Annotated in this window: 24 protein-coding genes; 16 read left to right on the forward strand and 8 right to left on the reverse strand. The window is 63.3% G+C overall.

Going from position 1 to position 26,194, the window contains the following annotated elements; translation table 11 throughout:
• Positions 1 to 103: 103 nt before the first annotated feature.
• The 12 genes from QP457_RS02850 (at position 104) to QP457_RS02905 (ending at position 14,605) form a co-directional block, all read left to right on the forward strand.
• Positions 104 to 469 carry a DUF4398 domain-containing protein gene (locus tag QP457_RS02850; RefSeq protein ID WP_089238584.1) on the forward strand — a complete coding sequence of 122 codons (366 nt, stop codon included), beginning with the start codon at positions 104 to 106 and terminating at the stop codon, positions 467 to 469.
• Positions 466 to 1,350 (forward strand): hypothetical protein, encoded by an 885-nt coding sequence (locus QP457_RS02855; RefSeq protein ID WP_205405351.1) that lies wholly within the window; start codon positions 466 to 468, stop codon positions 1,348 to 1,350. The genes QP457_RS02850 and QP457_RS02855 overlap by 4 nt, the downstream gene beginning before the upstream one ends.
• A gap of 323 nt (positions 1,351 to 1,673) precedes the next feature.
• Complete coding sequence (locus QP457_RS02860) at positions 1,674 to 1,910, forward strand: YdcH family protein (RefSeq protein WP_093818802.1); 237 nt, start codon at positions 1,674 to 1,676, stop codon at positions 1,908 to 1,910.
• A gap of 303 nt (positions 1,911 to 2,213) precedes the next feature.
• A complete protein-coding gene (locus QP457_RS02865; RefSeq protein WP_180166682.1) occupies positions 2,214 to 3,584 on the forward strand; it encodes a pyridoxal-phosphate dependent enzyme in 1,371 nt (456 codons plus the stop codon).
• 123 nt (positions 3,585 to 3,707) lie between these two features.
• Entirely contained in the window at positions 3,708 to 4,892 is a 1,185-nt protein-coding gene (locus tag QP457_RS02870; RefSeq protein WP_205405350.1) for a cystathionine gamma-synthase, read from the forward strand.
• 3 nt (positions 4,893 to 4,895) lie between these two features.
• Positions 4,896 to 5,678 carry an ABC transporter permease gene (locus tag QP457_RS02875; protein WP_099820396.1) on the forward strand — a complete coding sequence of 261 codons (783 nt, stop codon included), beginning with the start codon at positions 4,896 to 4,898 and terminating at the stop codon, positions 5,676 to 5,678.
• A gap of 20 nt (positions 5,679 to 5,698) precedes the next feature.
• Positions 5,699 to 6,907 carry an ABC transporter ATP-binding protein gene (locus QP457_RS02880; RefSeq protein WP_240196562.1) on the forward strand — a complete coding sequence of 403 codons (1,209 nt, stop codon included), beginning with the start codon at positions 5,699 to 5,701 and terminating at the stop codon, positions 6,905 to 6,907.
• Positions 6,888 to 8,156, forward strand: a complete 1,269-nt coding sequence (locus QP457_RS02885) for a methyltransferase domain-containing protein (protein WP_205405349.1) — start codon at positions 6,888 to 6,890, stop codon at positions 8,154 to 8,156. The genes QP457_RS02880 and QP457_RS02885 overlap by 20 nt, the downstream gene beginning before the upstream one ends.
• 52 nt (positions 8,157 to 8,208) lie before the next feature.
• Positions 8,209 to 10,044, forward strand: a complete 1,836-nt coding sequence (locus tag QP457_RS02890) for a glycosyltransferase family 2 protein (RefSeq protein WP_240196557.1) — start codon at positions 8,209 to 8,211, stop codon at positions 10,042 to 10,044.
• A gap of 140 nt (positions 10,045 to 10,184) precedes the next feature.
• Positions 10,185 to 11,285, forward strand: a complete 1,101-nt coding sequence (locus QP457_RS02895; RefSeq protein ID WP_338126724.1) for a hypothetical protein — start codon at positions 10,185 to 10,187, stop codon at positions 11,283 to 11,285.
• A 110-nt stretch (positions 11,286 to 11,395) separates the two neighbouring features.
• Positions 11,396 to 13,591: a hypothetical protein gene (locus QP457_RS02900; RefSeq protein WP_205405347.1), complete on the forward strand. Its 2,196-nt coding sequence runs from the start codon at positions 11,396 to 11,398 to the stop codon at positions 13,589 to 13,591.
• A gap of 24 nt (positions 13,592 to 13,615) precedes the next feature.
• The gene (locus QP457_RS02905) at positions 13,616 to 14,605 is read left to right on the forward strand and encodes a glycosyltransferase family 2 protein (RefSeq protein WP_205405346.1); all 990 of its coding nucleotides are present in this window, start codon (positions 13,616 to 13,618) and stop codon (positions 14,603 to 14,605) included.
• A 52-nt stretch (positions 14,606 to 14,657) separates the two neighbouring features.
• Here the strand turns inward: QP457_RS02905 and QP457_RS02910 are convergent, their stop codons facing one another.
• From QP457_RS02910 to QP457_RS02945, 8 genes are all read right to left on the reverse strand, one after another.
• A complete protein-coding gene (locus QP457_RS02910) occupies positions 14,658 to 16,733 on the reverse strand; it encodes a hypothetical protein (RefSeq protein ID WP_205405345.1) in 2,076 nt (691 codons plus the stop codon).
• 44 nt (positions 16,734 to 16,777) lie between these two features.
• Positions 16,778 to 17,902 (reverse strand): dTDP-4-amino-4,6-dideoxygalactose transaminase, encoded by a 1,125-nt coding sequence (gene rffA, locus QP457_RS02915; RefSeq protein WP_205405398.1) that lies wholly within the window; start codon positions 17,900 to 17,902, stop codon positions 16,778 to 16,780.
• A gap of 46 nt (positions 17,903 to 17,948) precedes the next feature.
• The gene (locus QP457_RS02920; protein ID WP_205405344.1) at positions 17,949 to 18,314 is read right to left on the reverse strand and encodes an EamA family transporter; all 366 of its coding nucleotides are present in this window, start codon (positions 18,312 to 18,314) and stop codon (positions 17,949 to 17,951) included.
• A gap of 126 nt (positions 18,315 to 18,440) precedes the next feature.
• The gene (locus tag QP457_RS02925; RefSeq protein ID WP_205405343.1) at positions 18,441 to 19,148 is read right to left on the reverse strand and encodes a WbqC family protein; all 708 of its coding nucleotides are present in this window, start codon (positions 19,146 to 19,148) and stop codon (positions 18,441 to 18,443) included.
• The gene (locus tag QP457_RS02930) at positions 19,145 to 19,720 is read right to left on the reverse strand and encodes a hypothetical protein (protein WP_205405342.1); all 576 of its coding nucleotides are present in this window, start codon (positions 19,718 to 19,720) and stop codon (positions 19,145 to 19,147) included. The genes QP457_RS02925 and QP457_RS02930 overlap by 4 nt, the downstream gene beginning before the upstream one ends.
• Positions 19,717 to 20,622: a glycosyltransferase family 2 protein gene (locus QP457_RS02935; protein WP_205405341.1), complete on the reverse strand. Its 906-nt coding sequence runs from the start codon at positions 20,620 to 20,622 to the stop codon at positions 19,717 to 19,719. The genes QP457_RS02930 and QP457_RS02935 overlap by 4 nt, the downstream gene beginning before the upstream one ends.
• A gap of 146 nt (positions 20,623 to 20,768) precedes the next feature.
• Entirely contained in the window at positions 20,769 to 21,710 is a 942-nt protein-coding gene (locus QP457_RS02940; protein WP_205405340.1) for an electron transfer flavoprotein subunit alpha/FixB family protein, read from the reverse strand.
• A complete protein-coding gene (locus QP457_RS02945; protein ID WP_019660968.1) occupies positions 21,710 to 22,456 on the reverse strand; it encodes an electron transfer flavoprotein subunit beta/FixA family protein in 747 nt (248 codons plus the stop codon). Before QP457_RS02945 ends, QP457_RS02940 begins: the two co-directional genes overlap by 1 nt.
• 287 nt (positions 22,457 to 22,743) lie before the next feature.
• On the opposite strand from QP457_RS02945, the gene rfbB reads away from it, so the two are divergent.
• The 4 genes from rfbB to rfbD are packed head-to-tail and all read left to right on the forward strand — an operon-like array spanning position 22,744 to position 26,145.
• On the forward strand, positions 22,744 to 23,799 hold the full coding sequence (gene rfbB, locus QP457_RS02950) for a dTDP-glucose 4,6-dehydratase (protein ID WP_205405339.1): 1,056 nt from the start codon (positions 22,744 to 22,746) through the stop codon (positions 23,797 to 23,799).
• A 14-nt stretch (positions 23,800 to 23,813) separates the two neighbouring features.
• A complete protein-coding gene (gene rfbA, locus QP457_RS02955; RefSeq protein WP_205405338.1) occupies positions 23,814 to 24,701 on the forward strand; it encodes a glucose-1-phosphate thymidylyltransferase RfbA in 888 nt (295 codons plus the stop codon).
• Positions 24,698 to 25,255, forward strand: a complete 558-nt coding sequence (gene rfbC / locus QP457_RS02960) for a dTDP-4-dehydrorhamnose 3,5-epimerase (protein WP_205405337.1) — start codon at positions 24,698 to 24,700, stop codon at positions 25,253 to 25,255. The genes rfbA and rfbC overlap by 4 nt, the downstream gene beginning before the upstream one ends.
• Positions 25,252 to 26,145, forward strand: a complete 894-nt coding sequence (gene rfbD / locus QP457_RS02965; RefSeq protein WP_205405336.1) for a dTDP-4-dehydrorhamnose reductase — start codon at positions 25,252 to 25,254, stop codon at positions 26,143 to 26,145. The genes rfbC and rfbD overlap by 4 nt, the downstream gene beginning before the upstream one ends.
• The last annotated feature ends 49 nt before the right edge of the window (positions 26,146 to 26,194 follow it).

The following is a 26,194-nucleotide window of genomic DNA, read 5'->3' on the forward strand; positions in this document are numbered from 1 at the left end:
AAACTGCCGGTGCCCGTTGCAAGCACGGTACCGGCTTGACGACAATGGCCGCGAACCGACAACCGGTACGGCCTCCCCAATGAAACGACTTAGCTTCGCACGAATGCGCCACAGCCTGTATGTGATGGCGTTTGCATTCGCACTCTCTGCCCCCGCCTGGGCGCAGGACGGCGCGTTGGAACTGGCGCAGGCCCGGCAGGCGGTGGACAAAGCCACCCAGGCCGATGCCGACCAGTACGCCCCGGACCTGATCGGGCTGGCCCGTCAGGGACTGGAGCAGGCCCAGCGTGCCGCGGGCGACCGCCGCGAGCGCAAGAACGCGCCGGCCATGGCCCTGCGTGCAGCCGTTGACGCCGATCTGGCCCGTGCCCGCAGCGAGGAAGCCACGGCGACCGCACAGTTGCAGCTGCGCCGCAACGAGGTCAATCAGCTGCAACGCCAGTTGTCGACCGGGGAGGACCGCCGATGAAGACCATCTCCGCCCTGACCCTGGCCACGCTGCTGGCCCTGCCGACGCTGGCCCTCGCCGCGGACAACCCGATGGTCGGCCAGCTCAGCCAGCGCCTGCTGTCGATCCAGGCCAATCCGGACACCGCCGAGCTGGGCGCCTTCGAGCGCATGCAGGCGCAGCAGGCCATTGCGACCCTGGAGAAGGCCAAGCGCCGCGACCAGGAACTGGCTACCTACCTGGCCGAGCGCCGGGTCGAGATCGCCGAGACCGCCGTGCGGGCTGCGCTGGCCGCACGTGAGGTCGACCGCCTGGAACGCACCCGCAGCGACCTGCTGATCGAAGCCAGCCGCCGCGATGCCGCCCGCGCCCGCCAGGAAGCCGAGCAGCTGCGGATGCAGGCGCAGATGCAGGCAGAAGAGGCCGAACGCCTGCGCCAGGCGGCCGAGGCCGAAACCCTGGCCCGCCAGGATGCCGAGAACGCCCTGACCAGCGTGGCCGGCAAGCAGCAGCAGCGCCTCAGCAGCGCCCAGCAGAATGCGGCCAAGCTGGCCCGTGAGGAAGCCGAGCTGGTGTCCGGGCAGAAGCTGCCGGGCTCGAAGTTCGATGGCCGTGGCGAGGTCTTCACCTTTGCCGGTGACGCGTTCGCTGCCGGGGCCTCGAGCCTGTCCGGCGGCGCCCGCAACCAGGCCAAGGCCCTGGCCGAGTACGTGAACATCGGCAAGAAGGGCAGGATCCGCATCGAGGCCTACGACAGTGCCAATGGCGTAGGCCAGAAGCGCGCCGATGCACTGCGTGACGCGCTGGTCTCGGCCGGCGTCGCCAGCAGCCGCATCCAGGTTGCCGGCAAGAAGGCGGCGTCCACCCGGGCCCGCTCGGCCGAGGTCGTCATCGCCCCGTAATTGCTTGATATTGTTTGTTTTTCGTTGTGTTGAGTATTCAGCCTGAACCCCGCCTCGGCGGGGTTCGGTCTTTTTGCCGCAGGGGCTTGAACCCCGTCCAGAGCAAGCGTAGGGTCAATTGTCCGGGACGCAATAACGCAGACCGGACGATGGGAGGGCCGGGCCGATGCAAGCAGGGCGCGAACCGCAGCAGATCGACGTGCGCAGGCCAGTGCCGCACGTTGTTGTGGGCACCCATGTGGGCATCGATCGGCACTCCTCCATGAACAACGCCCCGGGCCTTGCGGCCGGGGCGTTCGTGTATCTGTCGAAGGAGGTCCATCATGTTTGAAGATCAGCCCCAGAGCGAGATCGACGCCCGTCGCGCGCGCGATCCGGAGTTCCGGGCACTCCATGACCAGCACCGCAAGTTGAACAAGAAGTGCATGGATGCGGAGTTGGGTGTACTCCCGATCGATGATGTCACCCTGGGTCGAATGAAGCGCGAGAAGCTGCTGGCCAAGCAACGCCTTCTGCGAATGTACGAAACACCGCTCGCAGCGTCGTCCCCCACGCATTGACGCACCCCGGTCGTGCCCGGAATGGCATGACCCGGCCATCGATGGCCCCGCCAGGCACTCCTGACCTGGCAACGCGGCGCCGCTGAACGCAGGCGTCGCGCCAAGGCACCACACGCGGTGGTGCCTTGGCCCTGCAGGCACGTCCCCCGATGCGGGCGGTACCGGTCTCCTCGTCGATCCGGGGCCGTCCGCATCCCTTTTTGGGCGGGCTGTCGCCTTGGCATCGAACCGGCCTGACTTTCGTCGCCATCCGTCGGATAATCATCGGTCCGGCCCTGCGTGGCGCGAACCGAAGTCCCCCGAATGCCTATCCATTCTTCCGTCCTCGAACTCATCGGCCAGACCCCGATCGTCAAGGCCCAGCGCCTGGATGCCGGCGTCTGCGAGCTCTACCTGAAGCTCGAAAGCGCCAACCCGGGCGGATCGATCAAGGATCGCATCGGCCTGTCGATGATCGAGGCGGCAGAAAAGCGCGGCGACCTGAAGCCCGGCGCCACCCTGGTCGAAGGCACCGCCGGCAATACCGGCCTGGGCCTGGCACTGGTGGCCCAGCAGAAGGGCTACAAGCTGATCCTGGTGGTGCCGGACAAGATGAGCCGGGAGAAGATCTTCAACCTGAAGGCGATGGGTGCCGAAGTGCGCCTGACCCGCTCGGACGTGGCCAAGGGCCACCCGGAGTACTACCAGGACCTGGCCAAGACCATCGCCGAGCAGACCCCGGGCGCGTACTTCATCAACCAGTTCGGCAACCCGGACAACCCGGCCGCACACGAATTCGGCACCGGCCCGGAGATCCTCGAGCAGATGGGCGGCGATCTGGATGCCATCGTGTTCGGCTGTGGCAGCTCCGGCACCATGACCGGCCTGTCGCGCGCCTTCGCCACGCTGTCGCCGAAGACCGAGCTGGTGCTGGCCGATCCGGTCGGCTCGATCCTGGCCGAATACATCAACGACGGCGTGCTCAACGACAAGTCGGGCAGCTGGCTGGTGGAAGGGATCGGCGAGGACTTCCTGCCCTCGATCTCCGACTTCAGCCGGGTGAAGCAGGCCTACGCCATCACCGACGCCGAGAGCTTCCACACCGCGCGCGAGCTGCTGGCCAAGGAGGGCATCCTTGGCGGTTCCTCCACCGGCACCCTGCTGGCGGCGGCGCTGAAGTACTGCAAGGCGCAGACCACGCCGAAGAAGGTGCTGGTGCTGGTCTGCGATACCGGCAACAAGTACCTGTCGAAGATGTACAACGACTACTGGATGCTGGACAACGGCTTCCTTGAGCGCCCGCAGCACGGCGACCTGCGCGACCTGATCCTGCGCCCGTATGGCCAGCGCGACACCGTGGTGATCGGCCCGAACGACCTGCTGACCACCGCCTACCAGCGCATGAAGCTGTACGACGTGTCGCAGCTGCCGGTGATGGATGGCGACCAGCTGGTCGGCATCGTCGACGAAAGCGACGTGCTGCTGCATGTCTATGGCGATGAAGCACGCTTCCGCGACCCGGTGGCCACCGCCATGGTCAGCAAGCTGGACCGCCTGGATGTGAAGTCGCCCATCGAGGCGCTGCTGCCGGTGTTCGACCGTGGCCAGGTGGCCATCGTGATGGATGGTGATGCCTTCCTCGGCCTGATCACCCGCATTGATCTGCTGAATTACCTGCGTCGGCGCGTTCAGTAAGGCGTTTATCGCCGCAGATCGCTGCTGAATCCCGGTTTATCCGCGTCAAAGCTCGTTAAGGCCGCGCTGATAGACTCCCGCTCCTTCGACGGCGCCGGTCATCGGCGCCAATCAGGAAACGACATGTCCAACGCTTCTTCCCCGGACCGCGCGCTGGCGCTGGCCACCCTGGCCATCCATGGCGGCCAGTCGCCCGACCCGAGCACCGGCGCGGTGATGCCGCCGATCTACGCCACCTCGACCTATGCGCAGTCCAGCCCGGGCGAGCACCAGGGCTTCGAGTACTCGCGCACGCACAATCCGACCCGCTTCGCCTACGAGCGTTGTGTGGCCTCGCTGGAAGGCGGCACCCGCGGCTTCGCCTTTGCTTCGGGCATGGCCGCCAGCTCGACGGTGATCGAACTGCTGGATGCAGGCAGCCACGTGGTGGCGATGGACGACATCTATGGCGGCAGCTTCCGCCTGTTCGAGCGCGTGCGCCGTCGCACCGCCGGGCTGGACTTCAGCTTTGTCGACCTGACTGATCTGGCGGCGTTCGAAGCGTCGATCACGTCGAAGACGAAGATGGTGTGGATCGAGACCCCCACCAACCCGATGCTGAAGATCGTCGATATCGCCGCGGTCGCCGCCATCGCCAAGCGCCATGGCCTGATCGTGGTGGTCGACAACACCTTCGCCTCGCCGATGCTGCAGCGTCCGCTGGAGCTGGGCGCGGACCTGGTGCTGCATTCGGCCACCAAGTACCTCAATGGCCACTCGGACATGGTCGGTGGCATGGTCGTGGTCGGTGACAACGCCGAACTGGCCGAGCAGATGGCCTTCCTGCAGAACTCGGTGGGTGGCGTGCAGGGCCCGTTCGACAGCTTCCTGGCGCTGCGCGGCCTGAAGACCCTGCCGTTGCGCATGAAGGCGCACTGCGCCAACGCGATGGCGCTGGCACAGTGGCTGGAAAAGCACCCGGCGGTGGAGAAGGTGATCTACCCGGGCCTGGCCTCGCACCCGCAGCATGCGCTGGCGGGCAAGCAGATGAACGGCTACGGCGGCATCGTCTCGATCGTGCTGAAGGGCGGCTTCGAAGCCGCCAAGCGCTTCTGCGAGAAGACCGAGCTGTTCACCCTGGCCGAGTCGCTGGGCGGCGTGGAAAGCCTGGTGAACCACCCGGCGGTGATGACCCATGCCTCGATCCCGGTGGCACGTCGCGAGCAGCTGGGCATCAGCGATGCGCTGGTGCGGTTGAGCGTGGGTGTCGAGGACCTGGGGGATCTGCAGGTGGATCTGGAACGGGCGCTGGAAGCAGGGAATCGCTGATCCATGCAGAAGCATGCCAATCTCCTGTTCCTCTTCCGCCAGCTGCTGGGGCGTGAGTTGGCAGCGCGGTATCGCACCACTGTGCTTGGCGTGTTGTGGCTGGTGCTGCAGCCATTGCTGATGCTGAGCGTCTATACGTTGGTCTTCAGTGGTGTCTTCAAGGCCCGATGGGCTGGCGCCGAATCCACCGGTGATTTCGCGCTGATGCTGTTCGCAGGTCTTGTGCCATTCACCTTGTTGTCGGAAGTGCTGATCACCGCACCGGGCATCATCGCTGGTCAACCCAACTTCGTTAAGAAAGTGGTGTTCCCGCTCCCAATGCTGTCTATTGTCAAGGTCGCGGCCGCACTGACCACGTCGGCAATCGGCTTGGCCATCCTGTTGATCGTGTTGACCTGGCAGTCCGGTCCTCCTTCGCCTTGGGCGCTGGTCTCGCCGCTGATCCTGCTGGAAATGACCCCCATGCTGCTGGCCATCGCCTGGTCGCTGTCGGCATTGGGCGTATACCTGCGCGACATCGGCCAGTTTGTCGGCATCCTCAGCAGCGTGCTGCTGTTCCTCAGTCCGATCTTCTTCCCGGCACATGCGATGCCGGCGGCGGCCAAGGGGCTGGTGTACTTCAACCCTCTGGTGACTCCAATTGAACAGTTGCGGGCGGTAACACTGCAGAACACGGCACCTGACCTGGCCGTGCTGCTGCCGCATTTCCTGCTGTCGATTGTGGCGGCCATGATTGCCTATGCTCTTTTCCGTCGCCTGTCGCGCGGTTTCTCGGACGTCCTATGACCAACACACAGCCCGCCCCGATGCAGGGCAACGCCGATTCGGCGATCGAAGTGCTGAGTGTGACCAAAGACTATCCGGTCTATGCCAGCCCACGCGATCGTTTGCTGTCATTGCTCAAGCCCTCCGGTGATCGTACCAGCCGCACCTTCCGTGCCCTGGATGGTGTCAATCTGGTTGTACCCCGAGGGGAAACCGTTGGCATCATCGGTCGCAATGGCGCCGGCAAGTCCACGCTGCTGCAGATTCTGTGCGGCACCGTGCGGCCCACCTCCGGTTCGGTGGCCATCCATGGCCGCTTCGCAGCCCTGCTGGAACTGGGAGCGGGATTCAATCCTGATTTTTCTGGGCGTGACAACGTCTACCTGAGTGCATCGCTGCTCGGCCTGAGTCGCAGGGAAGTGGATGACAAGCTGCAGTCGATCATCGACTTCGCTGATATTGGTGATTTCTTCGACCGTCCGGTAAAGACGTACTCCAGCGGCATGTATGTACGACTCGCGTTCTCCGTGGCCATCCACACCGAGCCGGACGTACTGATCATCGATGAAGCCCTGTCGGTAGGCGACATCCGCTTCCAGATGAAGTGCCTGGCAAGGATCGAGCAGATCCGCGCACGCGGCGCTACCATCCTGTTCGTCTCCCATTCGCTGGAGCAGGTAAAGCGCTTCTGCCAGACAGCGTTGTGGCTGGAAGGTGGGAAGGTGAAGCTGCACGGTGAGGCGAGTTTTGTCGCCGACCGTTTCCGCGATTATGAGCTGGGGCGCGAACAGGCCAGCGAGGCGGCGACCGAGTCGTGCAGGGCACCGCGTCCGGACAGCATCCCCGCGCATCTGGAGACGGTTGCGTTGAGTACCGACATGCTTGCGCCGTTCGAGCCGCTGAGTGTGGACATCAGCTATACCGTGGTCGACGACACTGTGCAGGGACTGTTGCTTGGTGTGGCCATCAAAGGCATGGATGGCCTGCATATATTCGGCCCCAATACCTATCTGGAACGCGTGCAGATCCCAACCTCACGCGGATCGCACCGGGTCACCTACCACATCCCGTCGATGACCCTGCTTACCGGTACCTACCGTATCGATGTTGGCCTGTTCACCGACAAGGGTCTTGTCTGTCTGGACTACCTGTCCGAAGCCAGCGTGTTTACCGTGGCTGCGCCGTACTTCAGTGAAGGCGTGGTCTATATCCCCCATGAGTGGAAGGTCCATGACGTCGACGCTTCTTGATATTCCGTTCGACCATTACCAGCGTTACGCTGCGGCCGCCCACCTGCTCCAGGCCCTGGCGCTTGATGCGCCGCGCGTGCTGGAAGTTGGCGCCAACCGGCAGCGCCTGCTGGGCCAGTTCCTGCCGCAGGCTACCTTCCTGTACACCGACCTGCACGCCGAGGGCGATGAAACGGACTTTGTGGTCGCCGATGCCACCGCGCTGCCGTTTGCCGACCAGCAGTTCGACGCGGTGGTGTCCCTGGATGTGCTGGAACACATCCCCGCTGCGCTGCGCACGCGCGCGATCGCGGAGATGGCACGGGTGGCCGGTCGTGCCGTGATCGTGGGCTTCCCCCCGCAGCGGCCGTGGGTTGAGCGGGCCGAGCTGGACGCCAACGGGCGCTGGCACGAACTGTTCGGCGAAGATTACGTCTGGCTGCAGGAGCACAAGGAATTCGGCCTGGTGCAGACCGAAGACGTGGTGCAGACGTTCGAAGCAGCCGGCATGGAAGTGTTGCGCTTTGGCCAGGGCAATGCCGATTTGTGGGCCGGCCTGATGGGCGCGCATTTCATCAAGGTGAAGTTCCCCGAACTGGAGCCGCTGGTGCAGGCTGCCGACCGCCTGTACAACAGCCGCGTCTTCGCCGGTGACCACAGCGATGCGCCGTACCGCGAGTACTACGTGGCCGTGCGCAGCGATGCCGATGCGGCGCGCCTGCGTGCCGATCCTCCCTTCCAGGCAGGCTCCGACGCCGAAGCGACGGCCCTGCTGACAGGGTTGGCCGGCGGCCTGCGCGCGCTGGCACTACGCGCCCACAACGCCGAGCGCGAGTGGGAATCGACCGCCCGCATGCTCGATGCGTACATCGCCGACCTGGCCGTGGCCAAGCGAGAATGGGGCACCACGGCCGAGTACGTACACCAGTTGCAGGCAGCCAAGGACCAAGGCGATGCTGACTGGTTGTCGCGCGAGGCCGCAGGCCAGGCGGCGTTGCAGCAGGTGCAGGCGGCATTGCAGCAGCGGAGTGCGGAGATCGACGAACTCGGCCAGGTCGTCGCCCAGCGCGACGATCAGCTGATCCAGGCCGATGCGCGCCTCCAGGACGAACGCGAGCAGCAGGCGCGGGCCCGGCAGGACCTGCAGCACAAGCTTCAGGAGGATGCCGAGGCCTACGCACGCTCGCGCAGGAAATGGAAGCTGGCGATGCTGGCATTGGCGGTGGGCGGCCTGGTAGCCGGCTACCTCGTTGCTTGGGCTACGTCGTGAGCCGGTCGACGATGGTGTGCGATCTGGCACCGAACCAAAAGGGAGATATCTGATGCTTTCCAAGCTGCGCAACGTGCTCAAGGCAATCTACTGGAGCTTGCGCCGTGCGCAGGGCCAAGGTGTTTCGGCAGGAAGCATTTTCTCCGCGCTCGTGCGTGCCTCACGCAAGGGCCCGCGCCAACTGGTGCGGGCCATCCTGGCCTATGCCAATGGCCCCCAGGCGCAGCCCAACGCGTTGGCGCCCGACGCCTACGCGCAGTGGCTGGCCGCCCAGCCACCGGTGCCGGTGCCGGCCGATGCCGGGCTGATCAGCATCGTGATGCCGGTCTGCAACACCCCGGAGAATTTCCTGCGTGAAGCCGTGGCCAGTGTCCAGTCCCAGACCTATGTCCACTGGGAACTGTGCATCCACGACGATGCCTCGGACCAGCCGCACGTGGCCCGGATCCTGGCCGAACTGTCTGCGCGGATGCCCAATCTGCGCGTCTCGCGCACCACCACCCGCCAAGGTATCGCCGCCACCACCAACGCCGCCATTGCGCTGGCGCAGGGGCGTTGGATCACGTTCCTGGACCACGACGACCTGCTCGAGCCGGAGGCCTTGGCCGCGGTTGTGGCCAGCCACCTGGAGACCGGCGCACAGGTGGTCTATACCGACCACGATGTGCTCGGCGATGATGGCCAGCTGCGCCATCCGTACTTCAAGCCGGACTGGAACCACGACCTGTTCCTGTCGCAGATGTACCTGGGCCACCTGGTCAGTTTCGATGCGGCGCTGGTGCGCCAGATGGGTGGCCTGCGCAGCGACTGCGATGGCTCCCAGGATTACGACCTCGTGTTGCGCTGCGTAACCTCCGGCGCACGCGTCGCCCATGTCCCGCGCGTCCTGTACCACTGGCGTGCGCATGCCGGTTCCACCGCGGCCAATGCCGGGTCCAAGCCGTATGCCCACGATGCGGGCAAGCGCGCGCTGCAGGCCCATGTCCAGAGCCGCCACCCAGGGGCATACGTGGACGACGGCAGCCAGTTGTTCTGCTACGACGTGCGCTATGGCTATGCCGACCAGGGCGCGCTGGCGAGCATCATCATTCCCACCCGCGACGGGCTTGACCTGCTGCGCACCTGCGTGGAGTCGCTGTACGCGCAGACCGTGTACCCGGCTTTCGAGATCATCGTCGTGGACAACGGCTCGACCGACCCGGAGACGCTGGCGTGGCTGCAGCAGATGGGCCAGCGTGATGACTTCCGGGTGATCCGCGCCGATGTGCCGTTCAACTGGTCGGCCCTGAACAACCTTGCCGCCCAGCAGGCGCGTGGCGAGGTACTGGTGTTCCTCAACAACGACACCGAAGTCATCGATCCGCACTGGCTGCAGCGCCTGGCCGAAAACGCGCTGCGTCCGGACGTCGGTGTCTGCGGCCCGCTGTTGCTGTATCCGGACCGGACCATCCAGCACGCTGGCGTGGTCATCGGCATGGGCGGCTGGGCAGACCATGTCTTCAAGGGCGAGGCGCCGGTACACAACCAGAACCTGTTCGTCTCGCCAGTGCTGCAGCGTCAGGTACTGGCGGTGACGGGCGCCTGCATGGTGGTGGCGCGTGACACGTTTGACTCGCTGGGCGGCTTCGATGAGAGCTTCATCGTCTGCGGCAGCGACGTGGAACTGTGCCTGCGTGCCTATGCGCGTGGCCTTTCCACGGTTTACGTGGCCCGTGCGGTGATGATCCACCATGAGTCCAAGACCCGTGACCCGCGCGCGATTCCGGAAAATGACTTCGTCCGCTCGGCGCAGGCCTATTCGCCGTACCGGGAGGAGGGCGACCCCTTCTTCAGCCCCAACCTGGACTACATGGCCTCTTCGCCGCGCCTGCGCGGGGCGGCACGATGAGCCGTCTGGGGAATCTGCTGCGGCGGGTGGCCGCGCGGCTGGATGCCAGCGCGCCAGGCGTTGCTGCACCCAACACCCACGTTGGTGAGATCACGCCCTGCACGCCGCGGCGTGACCCTTGGGAAGGCAAGCGCCTGAACCTGGTGCTGCCCTCGATCAACAAGCAGCACTACTTCGGTGGCATCCATACGGCCGTGCTGATCTATCGTGAACTGTGCCGGCATTTTCCCGCCTCGCGGATCCTGCTGGTGGACAGCGCACCGGATGAGGAAGCGCTGTCGCGCTTCGGCGACCATGTGCTGGTGCCTGCGGACCAGACCTCGTCGGCGCTGCGCCAGATCGTGCCGTTCAGCGACCGGTACCAGAAGACCCTGCCGGTTGCCGACCAAGACATATGGGTGGCGACTGCCTGGTGGACTGCGTATGCAGCACAGCGGATGTCGCAGTGGCAGGGTGAACACGGCGGCGTTGATCGTCCGATGATCTACCTGATCCAGGATTTCGAGCCTGGCTTCTACGCTTGGTCCAGCCAGTATGCGCTCTCACTGAGTACCTACCGACCGGCGCGCGACATTGGCATCTTCAATACCGCCCTGCTTGCCGACTTCTTCGAGCAGCATGGCCTGCGCTACGACCAGCGCTCGGTGTTCGAACCGGTCCTGCATGACGGGCTGCGCCCGGCACTTCAGCAGGCGCGTGATGCCGCAGTTCCACGCAAGCGCCGCATCGTGGTCTACGCGCGTCCGGGTACCCCGCGCAATGCCTTCGAACTGATCTGCGAAGGCCTGCGCCTGTGGGGGTGGAAGGATCCGCGCGCGGCGCAGTGGGAAGTGGCGGCGCCGGGAGAGCTGCAGGGCGACCTGGACCTGGGGCCGTTCGCGCTGAAGGCGCTCGGCAAGCTCGATATCGATGCGTACGCGCAGCTGTTGTCGACCTCCGCCATCGGCCTGTCGCTGATGGTTTCGCCTCACCCCAGTTATCCACCGCTGGAAATGGCGGCGTTCGGCATGGATGTGCTGACCAACCGCTATGACAACAAGCGATTGGATGAGACCGTGGACAATGTCCATTCCTTGGAATCGATGACACCCGAGGCGATCTGCGCGGGACTGAGTGCGCTGGTCGATGCATGTGAGTCGCGCGCCATGATGGCTGCACCGATAGCCTCGGCAGGTCATTCGATGTTGGCACTGGGCAGTTTCGACCAGATTGCGGCCGACGTTGCACGAACCGTGGAGTAACTACGGTGATCGGCGCGCGAAGAGGCGGGGAGGCTGGCAAGGGCCCATTGGAAGTCGTGAGGCACCGTCTTGCTGGTCGGACAGCCGTGTTGGCGCTATGCCTGGTGAGCATGGCTGTGTTCGCGAGAACGCACTGGCAGTTCGAGTTCATGCTGCTGCTGTCAGTGTCGCTGCTGACGATGTCTCTGATCGGGCATCGTCTGCTTACGTGGTTTGGACCCTCCCCGCAGCCCGGGGCGCCGCTCCTGTTCTTCAAGGCGCTGCTGGGGCAGTTCGTGCTGGTCGTCGCATGGCTGGTCTGCAGTCCGCTTACTTACGTCTGGACAGTGACCCTGGACTTGCCGTTGGCGCTGCCGCTGTTGGTGATGGGCCTGGCGGGGCTGGCGGTCTGGAGCCTGTCCAAGGACAGGGCTGAAGGAACGGCTGGCGATCTGCCCACGCCGTCCGTCCTGGCATGGCTGCCCATTGTGCTGGGCGGCTTGGTCTGCATTAAGTTGGCGTCTTATTACTCCTTGCGCGCCGGCAGCCTGGGCTTGGATACGCATCAGCATATTGCCTTCAGCCTGGATCTGTTCCGTGCCGGCTATCCCAAGCTGAGTGCAGGCAACACCGATTGGCTGGAAAAATACCCCAAGATGCTGCATGTGCTCACCTCATTGTGGGCCTGGCCGGGGATGGGCAACCACATGGGCCCGTTCCTCAAGGTGCAGCCGGTCCTTCAAGCAACGTTAGCCTTGTTCGCGTTGCTCGAGCTGATCTGCTGCCTTCTGCGGCGGACGCTGCTTCACGCGTCGCTGCAGATTGCGTTCGCCACCGTCGTGTCGGTGCTGTGGTGCTACGTGTTGTTACGCGGAACGGCTTACTTCTATCCGGTGATGGACCTCAACAGTACAGGTCGGTTGGCCGGATTCGGGGTGATTCTGCTACCTACGCTTTGCGCTCTGCTGTGCTGGCTGGTTCCCACCAAGGCGAATCAGCTGCTGACATGGGCGATATTCGCGTTGGCTGGCGCCATGGCGGCCAAGCTCAATCCGTCGCTGGTGATTGGGTACGTCAGCTTTGCCGCGCCCTTGTTCCTGGTGGTCATGGCGGGCACCTGGTGGAGGTCTGGAGGCGTTGCCCAACGCGTTGGCTATCCAATGCTCGGAATGTTCATTGGCGGACTGGTCGGGGTGCTGCTGCTGGCGAGCGATCCGTACTACCTACACTTGCTGGCAGACGTCAGTCCGGCTGTTCACGGTTTTGTCCAGCACAGCCTGGGCCTGCGTTTACTGGAAACCACCCCTGACATCAGCTCGGCGACTGGCGGATTGACACGGCTGTGGGAGGTCCTGCGCTGGGAGCTGTGGTATGGCCCGCAGCCCGCCCTATGGGATCAATGGCTGCCGCCTGCGCCGCAGATATTTAGCGCCAAATTGCTGTGGGTGACGCGTGCGGGCGCCATGCTGGGTCTATTGCTTAGTCTTGCGTTCGTTGTCCTCATACCCGTCCGCCGGCCACAGCGTGCGGGATTTGCCCTGCTGTTCACCCTTCAGCTCGGGGTGATGGTCGCGGTCATGGCTGCGATGCGTTCGTCCAACGTGATATCGCTGGTGATGGGCCACGAAACATTGCAGGCCAGTCTGCTGAGCACCTACACCCAGCGTTACGTCGACCTGCTGGCGATGTACAGCGTGCCGATGCACTGGCTGTTGCTGTCTGCCTTTGGGGTCCTTGCCTGGGACACGCTGCGCCCGACAGCAACCATGGCGCCCACGTCGCCTATCGCCCAGCGATGGATGATGTGGGGACTGTTGTTGGTTCTACTAGGCTCCGCCATCGCGCTTCGCAAAGTCGACGTGCACGGACCGGCGCCCAAGAGTATGGGCTGGACTGTGCCCATCACAGAAAAAAAGGTACGCCAGTTCCGTGCTGCCGAGGCCAAGCTGCCCAAGGGCGCTGTTGTGCTGGCGCCTGCTTACAGCAAGGTACTCAACGGCCGCGAGGACTGGGTGCTGCCAGCCGCTGACATCGCGTCCTACTTGCCATTTGGTGCCCGTGACTACCTGTTCAATGTTCGCCTGGGCAGCGGTTATCCGCTGCAAGCCAATGACCTGGATGCCGCGTTCTGCCATGCCTCGCGTGCGGACGCGCGTGCACTGCTGCGCAGCCACGGCATAACGCACATCATTGCCACCCGCGGTACTGCCCGGGCCCCGCTTTACGACCGGGAGTACTGCTCGCTGAGCTACCGGGACCTGGGCCTGTGGGGCCACGAGGTATCCCAAGGGCCAGATGGCATCGTCTTCTACCGTATTCTGCCCTGACGTGATGATCTCCGAGCCATGCCGATGAGTTTCCTTCAGACCACGCCCCCCAGTTCGCCACGGATTGCAGTGGTGATCCCCTGTTACAAGGTGACGCGGCACATCCTTGGCGTGATATCGGCGATAGGACCAGACGTTGCAGCCATCTACTGCGTCGACGACGCCTGTCCGGAATCATCGGGGGATCTGATCGAGCGCCAGAACATCGATCCCCGCGTCAGGGTGGTCCGTCGCGTCGAGAACGGCGGCGTTGGCGCGGCGGTCCTCAGCGGCTATGCGCAGGCGGTTGCCGACGGAATGGATGTGATGGTCAAGATCGACGGCGACGGTCAGATGGATCCGAAGCTGCTGCCACATTTCGTCAACCCGATTCTGCGTGGTGAGGCCGACTACACCAAGGGCAACCGTTTCTGGGATCTTACGCAGATCCGTCAAATGCCATGGCTCCGCCGCGTCGGCAACCTCGGCTTGTCTTTCTTGGCCAAGGCCTCAACGGGCTATTGGGACACCTTTGATCCTACCAATGGCTATACCGCCATTCACGCGCGAGTGGCCGAGCGCCTGCCAGTAGATGCAATCAGTAAACGCTACTTCTTTGAAACCGACCTGTTGTTCAGGCTCAACACCATGCGCGCAGTGGTAGCGGATGTACCCATGGACGCTGTCTACGGCGATGAAGAAAGCAATCTGAGCATCGGAAAAGTGCTCGGCGAGTTCGCGCTGAAGCACCTGCGCAACCTGCTCAAACGTGTTGCCTACAATTACTATCTGCGCGATCTGTCAATTGCCTCGTTGGAGCTCATTGCAGCGGTCGTCCTGCTCATGGGTGGCAGCGTGTACGGAGGGTGGCACTGGTGGCAGGCCGCCTCGCACCAGGTGCCTTCGCCTGTCGGAACAGTCGTCCTGCCGGCCATTGCCTTGGTAAGCGGACTACAGTTCCTGCTCGCTTTCATTGGCTATGACATCGCTGCAGTACCGCGTCGTGCACTGCATGACGCGTTGCAGCCGAAATAGTTCCGCCGCACCCGCCCCTCCGTCCCGCGTGTTCCGAGGGAGAGGGGTCAGGTCAGGTCAGGTACGGAAAGCCAAAGGTGACGTAGGAATACAGCGATGTCACCGCGACGCAAAGAACCAGGGCTGTGAACACGACGCGGCTTCTATCCGATTCTCCGACCCACTGGAAGATGGGGACGGCCATGATCAGAATGCCGAGCACATAGCGCCCTTGTGGCTGGAAGTCGTACGTCCAACTGTGCAGGAAGGATGCCCCGACCAGTGCCGTGGCGCAGCCAACGCTGATAATCGACTGGGATGCGGTCAAGCGGCCAGTCAACTGTCCCCAGATCATCGCCAGCAGCAGCGTGGCCAATGCGAGACAGCCGATGAAGCGGTAGCCGGCCTCGGAGTTGAAATACTCCATATACCCATACGCGCCGAAGAAGCTACGGAAGGTGCCCACGTGCCACTCTTTGGGCGCATCCAGCAGCGCCGCCATGGGCATGCCCTTGGCCTGCAGCTTGAAACTCGATTGCTGGACTGACATCGCGTTCGCGGCCGAGATCTTGAACGCTGGTTCGGCGTAACGCTCGCGCATCTGTTCAGCCACGGCGATCTTTCCTGGTCCGCCGCTGTTCTTCAGCATGTCTACCGTGATCCACGGCAGAGCGACGAGGAGTGAGAGGCACAGCAACGCGCCAATGCGCAGCAGGGCGCGCCGCAGCAGCACGTCCTTCAACACCCGCCATGCCTCCAGCAGGCAGGCGATCAGGGCCGCCAGCACCACCGCAAGGGAAACCCATGCAAGATGGCTACCGAACTCTTTCACCAACGCGGCACCTGCAGTGTTTCCCCATACCGCAACGATGAATAGTGCCATGAGTGCGAGCGCCACCCTCGCACGGCTGCGCAGGGCCATTGCGGCCATCGAGACCACGATGAACACCGCCACTGGCCAGTAGTTCTTCTTGGAAATGATCAACAAACCGAAACAGGTCACAAACAGAAGGCTGTGTGCAATCAGTGGCCAGTCAAGTTGAGTTTTACCGGATATGAAGGCTGCAAGCCGTCCATTGGGTGAGAGCGCCACAGTTGTGGCGATCATAGCCACTGCGAACGGCAGTGCATCACCATTGAAATAGGAGAACACGTACCAGAGCTGTGGCGTCAGCAGCAGCGGGATGAAGCTGCCTCGGGGCGCCCGTATGTACACCAGCGCGGCCAGCATGAGCCCGAACAACGCAACATTGAACATCCTGTAGGACAGGATGGCGCTCGCCCCAAGCTCGGAGAATACCCGCGAGCTCTTCGCGGCCAGAAGGTAGACGACGTTCCATTCCACCAGGTAAGACACGCCGTACGGACTGCTCTTGTAACTGGTTACCAGGTCTGGTGCATCCAGTGCTGGTGGTGTCCAGTGCCGTTGGAAGTAGCTCGCATCGGCATCATGAAGAAGCTCGTCCGGGTGGACCGAGTGCTGGGTGAAAGACATCAACGCCATCGCCGCGCACAACCCGAGGACAATCAGGCTCAGGCCCAGCGTAGGCAGCGGCCGGCGCACGAACTGCAGGGCAATGGCGATCAGTACGCTTGCCCAGAAAAAAATCCAAAGGCGTGACCAGGCCTTCTCGGAGATGCCCTCATGTGAAGCGACCGGATGGATGAGTGGGACTGTGATCTGTGGGTCGGTTGCCCCCTCCGCGATTGCGAACGTCGTCCCACCGGGCGTGCCATTGTCAATCGCGTCCATCTCGTGGCCGGCCGGCAACTGATCCGCCAGCGCAAGCCATTCGATCGGTCTGGAGAAACCGCGAACGCCGATGCCCGACAGGGTGATCTCACGCGCGGACGCCTCCGGGTCGATCCGTACCGCCTGGGTTTCTCCAGGCGGCAGCGGGAACTCCACGCGGGAAAATCCGGACGTGTAGCGCCGATGCAACGAGAGTGCTTCGGTCGGCCCGGTGCCCTGGTCAAAGTAGACTTGAAGCTTGCCCGGCGACTCACTCTGCACGTCGATGATGATGGCGTTGCGGCTGAAGGGTACGCTGACCAGAGTCAGAAGCAGCAGGGCCGATAGCACCAAAAACGCGCCTTGCACCTTGCGTCGGATCGGCATGCGTGCAATCTCAGAGAGCAGCATCGTCATCGTCCCGCGTGTACTCCTTTCATTCCCATTGATCATTGCCATGCTCAGGAAAGTGCCTTGTCAGCGGCGGCGAATATGGTGTCCAGATGATCCTCGACGCCGATCCATAGTGGAAGGCGGACCAGACAATCGCTGACCGTATCGGTCACCGTCATCGCGCCATGGGGGCGCCCCAGCGCTTGGCCAGCAGGTGCTGAATGCAACGGAATGTAATGGAAGACCGTCTGCACTCCGGATGCCTTCATATTGGCGATGAAGGCTGTCCGCGCCTGCAGGCTGGGCAGCAGCAGGTAGTACATGTGCGCGTTGTGGTGGCACTGCTCCGGGATCGTGGGTAGGCGCACCTTGCCCTGATCGGCATGCTGGCGTGCCCAGGTGTTGTAGCGCTCCCAGATGGCAAGGCGCCGCTGGTTGATCTGCTCGGCCTCATCCATCTGCGCCATCAGGAACGCGGCCGTGATCTCGCCAGGCAGGAATGACGAGCCGCGATCAACCCAGGTGTACTTGTCGACCTGCCCACGGAAGAAGCGGCTACGGTTGGTGCCCTTTTCGCGGATGATCTCGGCGCGCTCGGCGTACTGGCTGTCACGGCACAGCAGTGCGCCGCCTTCGCCGGAAATGATGTTCTTGGTTTCGTGGAAGCTGAGCGCGCCCATCTCGCCAATCGCACCCAGCGGACGACCCTTGTACGTAGACATGATGGCCTGCGCGGCATCCTCCACCACCACCAGCCCGTGGCGCGCGGCGATCTCCATGATCGTATCCATCTCGCATGCGACCCCGGCGTAGTGGACGACACAGATGGCCTTGGTGCGCGGGGTTATCGCTGCCTCCACCAAGCGTTCGTCCAGATTGAGCGTGTCCGCACGGATGTCCACGAACACTGGGACCGCCCCACGCAATGCAAACGCATTCGCTGTGGAAACGAAGGTGTAGGAGGGCATGATCACTTCGTCGCCTTCCTGCAGATCCAACAGAAGGGCGGACATCTCCAGCGCCGAGGTGCAACTGTGAGTGAGCAGTGCACGGTTCGCACCGGTATTCTGCTCCAGCCAGGCATGGCAGCGCTTGGTGAACTGGCCATCGCCGGACAGGTGGCCATTGGCGTGCGCCTGGGCAATGTGCCACAGCTCGCGGCCAGTCATGTAGGGCTTGTTGAACGGAATCATGATGCGTTCTCTGCAGGTGCGGGTTACGGGGCTTGGGGAGGACTGATCAACCGACGGACCGCGACAGGACGAGGACGCCAACCATGATGATGGCGGTGCCTGCGATCTTGTATGCATCCAGATGCTCGCGGAACAACCACGAAGCCAATAGCGCTACCAGGAAGAAGTTGACCGCCATGAACGGGTAGGCGCGGCTCAACGGCAGCTTGCTGATCGCCGCCATCCAGCATAACGACGCCCCAAATGCGGCAGCAAACGCCGAAATCACCCAGGGTTTCAGCAGAAGGGTGGCGATGTTCTGCAGGCTGAAAGGCTGGCTGATCAAGTGCGGATAGACACCAACCTGCCATTTAAGAACCAGCTGTCCATATACAGTCAGCAGGATGGTAAGGGCGACGAATAGATAGGCCATGGCTCGTTGCTCATTGAAGTAGATGTTCAGGCGACGCCCCATGCGCAGTGGGCGCGCCGCACCTCCCGGGTTGGGAGCGAAAATCCGGACGGATCAGACGTTTGCACACGGGCGTGCCGCCCGCAGTCAGCGTCCGTCGCGCCAGCCCCAGATATGTTCGGCAGCCTTGTCGCCGGTATTGAAGATCAGATCCAGCACGCTTACAGCGTGTTCGAACGCATCCCCCTGCTGACGGTATGTCGGGTATCCGGCGTAGTTTTTGTACTCCAGCTGGATCCCTTCCCGTTCGAATGCGGCTGGGTCTATATAGGCTTTCGCTGCGGGTCCGGACAGATAGTGTGTGGCGCCGGACTGGCGAACCAGATCAACCAGCCGCTCCAGTTTGCTGCCGTGCAGGTCAAATTCAGTAGAACTACGGAATTCCACCTCGATTTTCAGCAGGTCCTGCGCGATCACCCGAATGAAATGCTGATTCATTTCCGAGAGCGAAGTCCACTCGCGTTCAAGATAAAGGCGCTCCACCACCTCGGCGAATTGCTTGAAACAGGGCGCCTTGGTATACGCGTGACGCAGCGTGGACCAATGCTTGCGCTGCCACGCGGCATTTGGCAGCGTCACTTCATTGATCAAACGTTTGATATCGCTACCGGTGGGCACGGTCATCCACACTGGCGCCCCATTGGCGATGATGCGGTTGCGCGACCGCCAATCCTGGCGGGTGAACTGAACATCGTCGTAGAAGATAAAGGTGTCTACATCATTGATGATGTCGAAGTAGCCCTTCCAAGGGATGTAACTTGATTGAAGGACAGCAACGCGTTTGGTGGAAGTCATGTGTTCGGGGGCCTGCTGTTGTGCCGGCTACCGGCCTTGATGAAAGACGAGGCGGGCAGGATCGACCCATCGATGATGACGCTGTTGGCGCCGATGAAGCTGGAGACGCCAACGTTGACGAACCCGCACAACGTCGCAGCCGGACTGATGAACGTGTTGGCACCCACAGTGCAGTCATGGCTCACGGTTGCCTGCGGCCACAGTACGCACGCTTTGCCAATGGCAGCAAAGGCATCCACGTTGGCCCCTGCCATGATCATGGCCCCGGCACCGAGGGTTGCCTTGCGACTGACATACGCGGCGGGGTGCTGTAGCACCGGAAACGAAAACCCCCGCTCCGAAAGATCTCTGAACAGCGCGAGGCGCCGTTCCAGGTGTTTGTAGCCGATGGCCATCACCAATTCATAGGTGTCCGCTTTCAACCCTCGGCCAAGGTCCTGGGTGCGGCCGCACAGTGCTTCATCATTGCTGTAATCATCGACGAAGCCCCTTACTTCCCGGCCTGAATCCTCTGCGAGTATCTTCACCAGGCGCCCAAATGACGAGGCGCCGATGATCAACAGCGGCTTCACTGTCGGGTCTCCTGCTCCACCAGGAACAGGGGCATGGACGCGGTCTTGAAGTTGATGCGTGCCAGGTACTCGCCGAATATGCCAAGGATCAACAACTGGATTCCTCCGAGGAAGGTCATTCCTGCCATGATCGAGGCGTAACCGCTGACGCCCAGCGAGCCGGTCAGCTTTGCCACCAGGATCGCAAGACCCCACAGTCCGCCACCGAGCGATGCACTCAGGCCCAGCCACGTCGCCATGCGAAGTGGCAGATCGGAAAAAGTCACGAAGATGTTGACCATGTGCACGATCAACTTGCGAAGGTTGTAGCTGCTGCTTCCGTGCACGCGCTCATCGTGTGGCACCACGACGGTCGCATAGTGATTGGTGATCCAGGAAATGTACCCGTCGATAAAGGTAAACGGCGACTGGAAGCGATCCAGTCCTGCCGCAACCGATCGATGGATTACCCGGAAGGATGTGTATTCGCGATTAAGCGTGGGGATGGCGAACTTGAAGAGGCTGCGCCCCACTTCCGAGGTAAGGTTACGCCACCAGGCGTGGCTTCGCTGTTCGGTGACGCCATAGACGACGAGGTGTCCCTCTTCGGCCTTGGCCAACATGGATGGCAGTGACTCGGGTGGTTGTTCCAGATCTTCGTCGATAGTGACGATCCATTCGCCACGGGCGCTGGAAATCCCACACAGCGTGGCTGCATGCTGGCCGAAGTTCCTGCTGAGGCGGATACCACGGACATGCGGATGTGCCGCACTCAGTGCTTGGATCACCTCCCAGGAGTTATCGCCACCGCGGTCATCCACGAAAATGATCTCATGCCCGCCCTGCTCGCCGGCCAGGGCCGCATCGACCCGCTTCTGGAGCGGGCCGATCGACTCCGCGCCCCGGTATACGGGCACGACCACGGAGATCCGCACACTTTCCACAGGGGCGTCAGTCGGAGCTAGCATGTCTACACGCGTCTAAATGAATACTTGCCGACAAGTATAGAGGCTGCTGGCCCGCCCTCGGCGTGCCGATGCGGCCATTCCGCCGCACCGGACTCTTCTCCTCAGCCCAGCGCCGCTTCCAGCTCCGGCAGCAGGGTGAACAAGTCACCCACCAGGCCGATGTCGGCGATCTCGAAGATCGGCGAATCCGGGTCCTTGTTGATGGCTACGATCGTGCCGGCATCCTTGATGCCGGTCAGGTGCTGGATCGCACCGCTGATGCCGACGGCCACGTACAGCTCCGGCGAAATGATCTTGCCGGTCTGGCCGACCTGCAGATCGCTGGGCACGTAGCCGGCATCGACCGCGGCGCGCGAGGCACCGACGGCGGCACCGAGCTTGTCGGCCAGCTGGAAGATGACCTTGAAGTTCTCTTCCGAACCGACGCCACGGCCGCCGGAGACCACGCGCTTGGCGCTCTGCAGGTCCGGGCGGTCGCTGGCGCCGGCGGCCAGGCCGACGAAACGGGTGTGGCTCGGCAGGGCCGCATCGACGCTGGCGGCTTCAATCGAGGCACTGCCACCCTGGGCGGCTTCCGGCCACGACGCGGCACGCACGGTGGCGACCACGATCTGGTCGGCCGGCGCTTCGACGGTGATGATCGCGTTGCCGGCGTAGATCGGGCGCTTGAAGGTGTGGCTGCCTTCGACGGCCATCAGGTCCGAAACCTGGTTGACGCCGAGCAGGGCGGCCACGCACGGCATCAGGTCCTTGCCGAAGGTGGTCGACGGGCCGAACACGTGGGTGTAGCCCTTGGCCAGCTGCGCGATCTGCGGCGCCAATACCTGGGCCAGGGCCTGGGTGTTGGCGGCGTTGGCCACGGTCAGGACCTTGGCGACGCCGGCGATCTTCGCCGCTTCAGCAGCAACGGCGGTCGGGTCGGCAGCCAGCACCAGCACATCGATGCTGGCGCCGGAAATGGCGGCCGCAGCGCTGACGGTCTTGGCGGTGGCGGCGTTGAGCTTGCCGTCGTGGTGCTCGGCGATGACGAGAATCTTGCTCATTACAGCAACCCCTTCTGCTTGAGTGCGGCGACCAGTTCGGCCGCGTCCTTGACCATCACACCCTTGCTGCGCTTGGACGGCGCGGCGTACTGGGTGGTCTTGAAGGTATCGGCGGCTTCAACACCGAGGTCGGCCAGTTGCAGGGTCTCCAGCGGCTTGGCCTTGGCCTTCATGATGTCGGGCAGCTTGATGAAGCGCGGCTCGTTCAGGCGCAGGTCGGTGGTGACCACGGCCGGCAGATCGACTTCCAGCGTTTCCAGGCCAGCATCGACTTCACGGGTCACCGTGGCCTTGCCGTCGGCGATCTCGAGCTTGCTGGCGAAGGTCGCCTGCGGACGGCCCCAGAGGGTGGCCAGCATCTGGCCGGTCTGGTTGGCGTCGTCGTCAATGGCCTGCTTGCCCAGGATCACCAGATCCGGCTGTTCCTTCTCGATCAGCTTGAGCAGGGTGCGGGCGGCGGTCAGCGGCTGGATGGCCTGGTCGGTGACCACGTGGATGGCACGGTTGGCACCCATGGCCAGGCCGTTGCGCAGATGCGCCTGGGCGTCGGCCGGCGCGATGGTGGCAACCACGACTTCGCTGGCGATGCCCTTGTCGCGCAGGCGCAACGCTTCTTCCAGGGCGATTTCATCGAAGGGATTGGGGGACAGCTTGACGCCGTCGGTGACCACGCCGGAACCGTCCGGCTTGACCTGAATGCGGACATTGTAGTCCACCACGCGCTTGTACGCGACGAGGATTTTCATCTGGTACGAGATCCTTGTAGTGCCGGTTGCTGGCCGGCTCACAGTTGCTGGAGAACGTCCGGCTCTGCGACAGCAACCGGTTCGGGGGTGGGACCCCGATTCTAGCTGGCTTGGGGTGACCATGCGAATGCGTATGGTTTGCTGCGGCGCGGCAAAAAGCACCGCCCTGGCGGTGTCCCGTTCACGTCGCGCAGGCAGTCGTGAAGGCCAACGGCATGTATCCTGTGCCGCTGTGCCGGGGCGCCTGCGGGTGCTCCGTGGATGAATTTCGATAAGGAGAACAGGTAGTGCCCACATGGCTTGTCACCGGCGGCGCCGGATTCATTGGCGGTAACTTCGTTCTCGAGGCTGCCGCCCGCGGCATCAAGGTCATCAACCTCGATGTGCTGACCTACGCCGGCAATCTGAAGACCCTGTCCAGCCTGGACGGCAATCCCAACCACGTGTTCGTCCAGGGTGACATCGGTGACCAGGCCCTGGTTGCCCGCCTGCTGACCGAACACCAGCCGGACGCGGTGCTGAACTTCGCGGCCGAGAGCCACGTTGACCGCTCCATCGATGGCCCCGGCGCGTTCATCCAGACCAATGTCGTCGGCACCCTCGGCCTGCTCGAGGCGGTACGCGATTACTGGAAGGCGTTGCCGGCTGAACAGGGCGCAGCCTTCCGCTTCCTGCATGTCTCGACCGACGAGGTGTACGGCACTTTGGGCGAGACCGGCAAGTTCAGCGAAACCACGCCGTATGCGCCGAACTCGCCGTACTCGGCGTCGAAGGCCGCTTCCGACCATCTGGTCCGCGCCTTCCACCATACCTACGGGCTGCCGGTGCTGACCACCAATTGCTCGAACAACTATGGCCCGTATCACTTCCCGGAGAAGCTGATCCCGCTGGTGATCGCCAAGGCGCTGGCCGGGGAGCCGCTGCCGGTGTACGGCGATGGCAAGCAGGTGCGTGACTGGCTGTTCGTGTCCGACCACTGCGAAGCGATCCGTACCGTGCTGGCCAAGGGCGAGGTCGGCGAGACCTACAACGTCGGCGGCAACTCGGAAAAGCAGAACATCGAAGTGGTGCAGGCAATCTGTGCGCTGCTGGACCAGCGCCGCCCGCGTGCGGATGGCCAGCCGCGCAGCAGCCAGATCACTTACGTCACCGACCGCCCGGGCCATGACCGCCGCTATGCGATCGATGCCTCCAAGCTGAAGAACGACCTGGGCTGGGAACCGGCCTACACCTTCGAGCAGGGCATCACCTTCACCGTCGACTGGTACCTGGACAACCAGGAATGGGTCAACGGCGTGCTCGACGGCAGCTACCGTCTGCAGCGCATCGGCACCGCAGCCTGAATCCAGGAGACCTCATGACCCAGCGCAAGGGCATCATCCTCGCCGGCGGCTCCGGCACCCGGCTGTATCCGATCACCAAGGGCGTCAGCAAGCAGCTGTTGCCGGTGTACGACAAGCCAATGATCTACTACCCGCTCAGCGTGCTGATGCTGGCGGGCATCCGTGAAGTGCTGATCATCAACACCCCGCACGAACAGGCTTTGTTCCAGCAGTTGCTGGGTGACGGTTCGCAGTGGGGCATGGATATCCAGTACGCCGTACAGCCCAGTCCCGATGGCCTGGCGCAGGCCTACCTGATCGGGCGTGACTTCGTTGGCGGCAAGCCGAGCTGTCTGGTGCTGGGCGACAACATTTTCCATGGACATGGCCTGCGCGAGGTGCTGCGCAATGCCGATCAGCGTGACCACGGCGCGACGGTGTTCGGCTACTGGGTCAATGATCCGGAGCGCTATGGCGTTGCCGAGTTCGACAAGTCCGGCAAGGTGGTCGATCTGGTGGAGAAACCGGAGAACCCGCGTTCCAACTACGCCGTGACCGGCCTGTACTTCTACGATGGCAGTGCCAGCGACCATGCAGCAGAGCTGAAGCCGTCGCCTCGTGGCGAGCTGGAGATCACCGATCTGAATCAGCGCTACCTGCGTGAAGGGAACCTGCATCTGGAAGCGCTGGGGCGCGGCTACGCGTGGCTGGATACCGGCACCCACCAGTCGCTGCTGGAAGCATCCAACTTCATCGAGACCATCCAGACCCGTCAGGGTCTGCAGGTCTGCTGCCCTGAGGAAATCGCCTTCGGCCAGGGCTGGATCAGCGCCGAGCAGCTGGAAGCGCTGGCTGCACCGCTGATCAAGAACGGCTACGGCCAGTACCTGCACAAGCTCGCTCTGCGTGGAGTTGTTCCGTGAAAGTGATTGAAACCAAGTTGCCCGGTTGCGTGGTGATCGAGCCAGCCGTGTTCGGCGATGAACGCGGCTATTTCTTCGAGACCTGGAATGCCGAGCGCTTCGCTGCGCTGGGCCTGCCAGACCGCTTCGTGCAGAGCAACGTATCGACCTCGGCACAGGGGGTGTTGCGTGGCCTGCATTACCAGTGGCCGCGACCGCAGGGCAAGCTGGTCAGCGTGCTGGAAGGCGAGGTCTATGACGTCGCCGTGGATATCCGCCGTGGCTCGCCGACCTTCGGTCAGTGGGAAGCGGTGGTGCTGAGCGCGGAGAACAAGAAGCAGTTCTGGATTCCGGAAGGTTTCGCGCATGGCTTTGCCGTGCTGTCCGAGCGCGCAGTGTTCAGCTACCTGTGCACTGAGGTCTACCTCAAGGACTTCGATGCCGGCGTTCGCTGGAACGATGAGGACATCGCAGTAAACTGGCCGGTCAGTGCACCGACGCTGTCGGCCAAGGACGAGAACGCCCCCTTCCTGAAGGACATTGCTGAAGACCGCCTGCCGGTCTACGTGCCATGACCGTGCTCGTGTTCGGTGGCAACGGCCAGGTCGGCCAGGAGCTGCTACGCGCGCTGGCCCCGCTGGGGCCGGTGGTGGCGACCACCCGCAGTGGCCAGCTGCCCGATGGCAGTACCTGCGAGGTGGCCGATTTCGGCCAGCCCGACAGCCTGCCGGCTCTGCTGGATCGCCTGCAGCCGTCAGTGGTGGTCAATGCCGCCGCCTACACCGCCGTCGACCGTGCCGAGCAGGACGTGGAGGCCGCGTTCGCGGCCAACGCGCAGACTCCCGGCGTGATCGCGCGCTGGTGTGCGGCGCATGGCGTGCCTTTCGTGCATTACTCCACCGACTACGTGTTCGATGGCCAGGGCAGTGTGCCTTACCGCGAAGACGAGCCGACCGCGCCACTGGGCGTGTATGGCACCAGCAAGCGTGACGGCGAAGATGCCGTGCGCGCTGCCGGTGGTCGCCACCTGATCTTCCGCACTGCGTGGGTATATGCCTCGCATGGTGCGAACTTCCTGCGCACGATGCTGCGCGTGGGTGCCGAACGCGATCAGCTGCGAGTGGTGGCCGACCAGATCGGAACGCCGACCCCTGCGGCGCTGATCGCCGATGTCACCGCACAAGCGCTGCAGCATCCGGGTCAGCTTTCAGGTACCTGGCATCTGACTGCCAGTGGCCAGACCAGCTGGCATGGTTTTGCCGAGGCGATCTTCGCCGAAGCGCTGGCCATGGGCGTGCTGGCCAAGGCGCCCACGGTGGAAGCGATCGCCAGTTCCGAGTACCCCACCCCGGCCAAGCGGCCGGCATGGTCGGTGCTGGACAACGGCAGGTTGCAGCAGGATTTCGGCATCGTGCTGCCGTCGTGGCAGGACGGGTTGAGGCGGGTGATGGCTGAAATTGCCTGACCCGGTCGGCGGCGTGCCGACCCACGGTCGGCACCCACCCCGACCCACG

It is taken from the genome of Stenotrophomonas sp. As-7 (assembly GCF_030291015.1).
GTDB classification, from domain to species: Bacteria; Pseudomonadota; Gammaproteobacteria; order Xanthomonadales; family Xanthomonadaceae; genus Stenotrophomonas; species Stenotrophomonas lactitubi.

What these genes read in the sequence shown, in the direction of transcription:
- QP457_RS02850 (WP_089238584.1), top strand. Translation starts at nt 104, where the DNA reads ATGCGCCACAGCCTGTATGTGATGGCGTTTGCATTCGCACTCTCTGCC.
- QP457_RS02855 (WP_205405351.1), top strand. Translation starts at nt 466, where the DNA reads ATGAAGACCATCTCCGCCCTGACCCTGGCCACGCTGCTGGCCCTGCCG.
- QP457_RS02860 (WP_093818802.1), top strand. Translation starts at nt 1,674, where the DNA reads ATGTTTGAAGATCAGCCCCAGAGCGAGATCGACGCCCGTCGCGCGCGC.
- QP457_RS02865 (WP_180166682.1), top strand. Translation starts at nt 2,214, where the DNA reads ATGCCTATCCATTCTTCCGTCCTCGAACTCATCGGCCAGACCCCGATC.
- QP457_RS02870 (WP_205405350.1), top strand. Translation starts at nt 3,708, where the DNA reads ATGTCCAACGCTTCTTCCCCGGACCGCGCGCTGGCGCTGGCCACCCTG.
- QP457_RS02875 (WP_099820396.1), top strand. Translation starts at nt 4,896, where the DNA reads ATGCAGAAGCATGCCAATCTCCTGTTCCTCTTCCGCCAGCTGCTGGGG.
- QP457_RS02880 (WP_240196562.1), top strand. Translation starts at nt 5,699, where the DNA reads ATGCAGGGCAACGCCGATTCGGCGATCGAAGTGCTGAGTGTGACCAAA.
- QP457_RS02885 (WP_205405349.1), top strand. Translation starts at nt 6,888, where the DNA reads ATGACGTCGACGCTTCTTGATATTCCGTTCGACCATTACCAGCGTTAC.
- QP457_RS02890 (WP_240196557.1), top strand. Translation starts at nt 8,209, where the DNA reads ATGCTTTCCAAGCTGCGCAACGTGCTCAAGGCAATCTACTGGAGCTTG.
- QP457_RS02900 (WP_205405347.1), top strand. Translation starts at nt 11,396, where the DNA reads ATGGCTGTGTTCGCGAGAACGCACTGGCAGTTCGAGTTCATGCTGCTG.
- QP457_RS02905 (WP_205405346.1), top strand. Translation starts at nt 13,616, where the DNA reads ATGAGTTTCCTTCAGACCACGCCCCCCAGTTCGCCACGGATTGCAGTG.
- QP457_RS02910 (WP_205405345.1), bottom strand. Translation starts at nt 16,733, where the DNA reads ATGACGATGCTGCTCTCTGAGATTGCACGCATGCCGATCCGACGCAAG.
- rffA (WP_205405398.1), bottom strand. Translation starts at nt 17,902, where the DNA reads ATGATTCCGTTCAACAAGCCCTACATGACTGGCCGCGAGCTGTGGCAC.
- QP457_RS02920 (WP_205405344.1), bottom strand. Translation starts at nt 18,314, where the DNA reads ATGGCCTATCTATTCGTCGCCCTTACCATCCTGCTGACTGTATATGGA.
- QP457_RS02925 (WP_205405343.1), bottom strand. Translation starts at nt 19,148, where the DNA reads ATGACTTCCACCAAACGCGTTGCTGTCCTTCAATCAAGTTACATCCCT.
- QP457_RS02940 (WP_205405340.1), bottom strand. Translation starts at nt 21,710, where the DNA reads ATGAGCAAGATTCTCGTCATCGCCGAGCACCACGACGGCAAGCTCAAC.
- QP457_RS02945 (WP_019660968.1), bottom strand. Translation starts at nt 22,456, where the DNA reads ATGAAAATCCTCGTCGCGTACAAGCGCGTGGTGGACTACAATGTCCGC.
- rfbA (WP_205405338.1), top strand. Translation starts at nt 23,814, where the DNA reads ATGACCCAGCGCAAGGGCATCATCCTCGCCGGCGGCTCCGGCACCCGG.
- rfbD (WP_205405336.1), top strand. Translation starts at nt 25,252, where the DNA reads ATGACCGTGCTCGTGTTCGGTGGCAACGGCCAGGTCGGCCAGGAGCTG.